The organism is Desulfobacter curvatus DSM 3379, from assembly GCF_000373985.1.
In the GTDB taxonomy this organism is placed as follows: Bacteria; Desulfobacterota; Desulfobacteria; order Desulfobacterales; family Desulfobacteraceae; genus Desulfobacter; species Desulfobacter curvatus.
This window is the reverse complement of record NZ_KB892975.1, coordinates 1-3,099: the sequence shown is the minus strand read 5'-3', so window position 1 is coordinate 3,099 and position 3,099 is coordinate 1. Positions and strand designations below refer to the sequence as shown.

The following is a 3,099-nucleotide window of genomic DNA, read 5'->3' as shown; positions in this document are numbered from 1 at the left end:
AATTTGTAACGGTAATAAAAGTGTTGTGGAACAAAAAGCCATACAACCAATGGAACGCTATTCCCTTTTTTGAGGGGAGTGTTTCATATAAAAACGCATTGAGCAAAGCTGGCCCGGATGAAAAATAGAACTGTAGCAGACAAGCTTTTTGAGGGATGAGAAGAAGATGAAAGGTTTTTTTAATCGGATCCTTTACGTGGATCTGTCTAATCAGAAAGTTGAGATCAATACTGTTAATAAGTCGGTTTACGAAAATTTTCTGGGAGGCAAAGGGCTTGCCACCTGGTTGCTGACGGAGCTGAACCCGCCGGGCGTTGATCCCCTTTCGCCGGAAAACCGGCTGATTTTTGCCACAGGCGCTGGAACAGGTACTGCCACCTGGGGCAGTTCCAGGTACGGTGTCTTTACCAAATCCCCTTTGACCGGTCTTTATGCCGAGTCCTATTCCGGGGGCAAAGTACCTGAAGCCATTGCTGCCGCAGGCTTTGACGCAATTGTCATTCACGGCAGGGCAAATAGCCTGACCCTGATGGAAATCACCCCGGAAGGGGCTTTTTTCCACGATGCGGGCCATCTTGCCGGCAAAGACACCTTTGAAACAGAGTCTGCCGTTAAAAGCCAATTCAAGGACAAATACCCCAAGGGCTGGAAAACCGGACTCAGCGTGATCGGTCCTGCTGCCGAGGCAGGGGTTAAATTTTCCATCATCAAAAACGATGGATGGCGGTGTGCAGGACGTGCCGGCACCGGCACTGTCATGGGCGCAAAAAATCTTAAGGCCATTGTTTTTTCCGGCAACAAAAAACGGGAGGTTTTTGATAAAAAAGGGCTGACCCGACTCGCCAAGGAGATGGCTGCCGGGGCCAAGGATCATCCCGTGGTCCAGGCCTACAAGTCCATGGGCACCTCCCAGATGGTAAAAGTCATGAACAATGCCGGAGCATTTCCCACCCGGTACTGGACCAAAGGATATGCCCCCCATTGGGAGAAGATATCGGCAGATGCCCTGCACAGCCAATGCGACGTCACTCCCCATGCCTGCGCCAAGTGCTATCTTTCCTGCGGCCGGATGACAAAAGTCATTCAGGGGCCCCATAAGGGACTGGTGCTCGAGGGACCGGAGTACGAAACCCTATACACCTTTGGCGGCCTGTGTATGGTAGAGGAGGTGGAACAGATTGTCCGGCTCAACCATGTATGCGACAGCTTGGGGATCGACACAATCACTGCCGGCAATCTGGCAGCCTTTGCCATGATGGCCCATGAACAGGGAACATCCGACTATGCCATCCAATTCGGTGACGCCCAGGCCATCGAAGAGCTGCTTGTCAAAATTGCGTCCAATGAAGCGGGTATCGGCCGGACCCTGGCCCAGGGCATTCGCCATGCCGCTGCCGTCTTTGGCATGGAGGACCAGGCCGTTCATGTCAAGGGCATGGAACCGGCGGGCTACGACCCAAGGGTACTCAAGGGTATGGGCCTGGCCTACGCCGCCTCGGACCGAGGCGCCTGCCATCTGCGAACGACCTTTTACAAACCCGAATTGGCCGGCATGATAGATCCCAAACAGACGGAAGGCAAGGCAAAACTCTTTATTGATTTTGAAGACAGACTCACCCTGTTTGACACCTTAATCCTGTGCAAATTTTACCGGGATCTCTACCCCTGGGAACTGCTCGGAGAGATGATCACGGCGGCAACAGGGATTGACGGATCAAAGGAGAATCTATCCGGCATTGCCCTGAATGTGGCGGCCAAGGCTCGGGAATTCAACCTAAGGGAAGGCATGACCCCGAGTGACGAGACCCTGGCACAGGCTTTTTTTACACCACTGACAGACTCTGGGGCTGCCATAACCAAGGATGAGATGGATTATATGTTCAATGACTACCAAAAGATTCGGAATTGGGCCGAAGAAAAGTGAACGTTAAAGAAGACACCACCGACGAAGGAAAAGAAGGTTGAAAACATCCGGGGAAGTGAATAAGATAATGGTCACAATTTAACACCTCAAACAGAATTTTAATACCACAGCCTGTAACATCAAGACAGGAGACAAAGTGACTGAAATAGAACTTGTTACCACTGAACAAATTACAGAAAAAATTTATCTTATCCGAGGCGCTAAAGTTATGTTGGACAGGGATCTTGCATCCCTGTACAGAGTTGAAACAAAATATTTAAAGCAGTCCGTCAGAAGAAATATAAACCGTTTCCCAGATGATTTTATGTTTGAATTATCAAAAGAGGAGTTTGCAAATTTGAAGTCACAAATTGAAAACTCCAATTCTGATAAAAGGAGTTTAAGATACCCGCCTATGGTCTTCACCGAACAAGGCGTTGCGATGCTTTCCAGTATATTGCGAAGTGACCGGGCCATTCAAGTAAACATCCAGATCATGCGGACCTTTACCAAAATGCGCAGCATGATCGCCGAAAATGAAGAATTACGCAAAACCGTGGAAGTATTAAAGCAGCAGACAAATGAAGAATTTTGAAGTGATGTTTTTTCGTTCCGGATAAGCCTATTTTCGATTTCGGCGAATCGGCTCTATTTTAAACGCCTTTTGGATGTGCTCCATTCTCAAACCCCGCTTAATTGCATCCACCAAAACTTTAGTTAACTTTGTCCGGGATTTGATCTCAGTTTTTTTTGTCATTTCATGCTCCTGTAAAGTAATGGCTTTTCTGTGTTAAAATATATGCCACTTTTCTCAACCAATTGCACTGCGGAAATACCCCGCCATGGGAATTAAAGTTCTTCCAAGGAGACAGGTGTCATGTGCTGAGGGGTGAAGCCCTTTTCAAAAAAACACAAAGGCTCCCAGCGAAACCGCTGAGAGCCTTTATTTACTTGGTAGCGGGGAAAGGATTGGAGGTAAAGGCGACGAAAAAATTTATTATGTGGTTTTCAAGAAGGATGGCAAAACCTATGAAGAAAAAGTGGGTAGGCAATATGCGGATCAAATGACACCTGCTAAGGCCGCTATTTTACGATCAGACCTAATTCTATTGGGTAAACCTCCACCTCCGGTGGAGGACTCGAAAAGTTTGACAGTTCCGGGAGTTGAAAATAAACAACCTTGGTGAAAAGTTTTG

3 protein-coding genes are annotated in these 3,099 nt (G+C 47.9%); 2 read left to right on the top strand and 1 reads right to left on the bottom strand.

Annotated features, from left to right (window positions below):
- Nucleotides 1-166: 166 nt before the first annotated feature.
- Complete coding sequence (locus B147_RS0106885) at nt 167-1,924, top strand: aldehyde ferredoxin oxidoreductase family protein (RefSeq protein ID WP_020586488.1); 1,758 nt, start codon at nt 167-169, stop codon at nt 1,922-1,924.
- 136 nt (nt 1,925-2,060) lie between these two features.
- Complete coding sequence (locus B147_RS27655; protein ID WP_020586487.1) at nt 2,061-2,498, top strand: ORF6N domain-containing protein; 438 nt, start codon at nt 2,061-2,063, stop codon at nt 2,496-2,498.
- 27 nt (nt 2,499-2,525) lie between these two features.
- Here the strand turns inward: B147_RS27655 and B147_RS33135 are convergent, their stop codons facing one another.
- Nucleotides 2,526-2,660, bottom strand: a complete 135-nt coding sequence (locus tag B147_RS33135) for a hypothetical protein (protein ID WP_020586486.1) — start codon at nt 2,658-2,660, stop codon at nt 2,526-2,528.
- Nucleotides 2,661-3,099 lie beyond the last annotated feature (439 nt).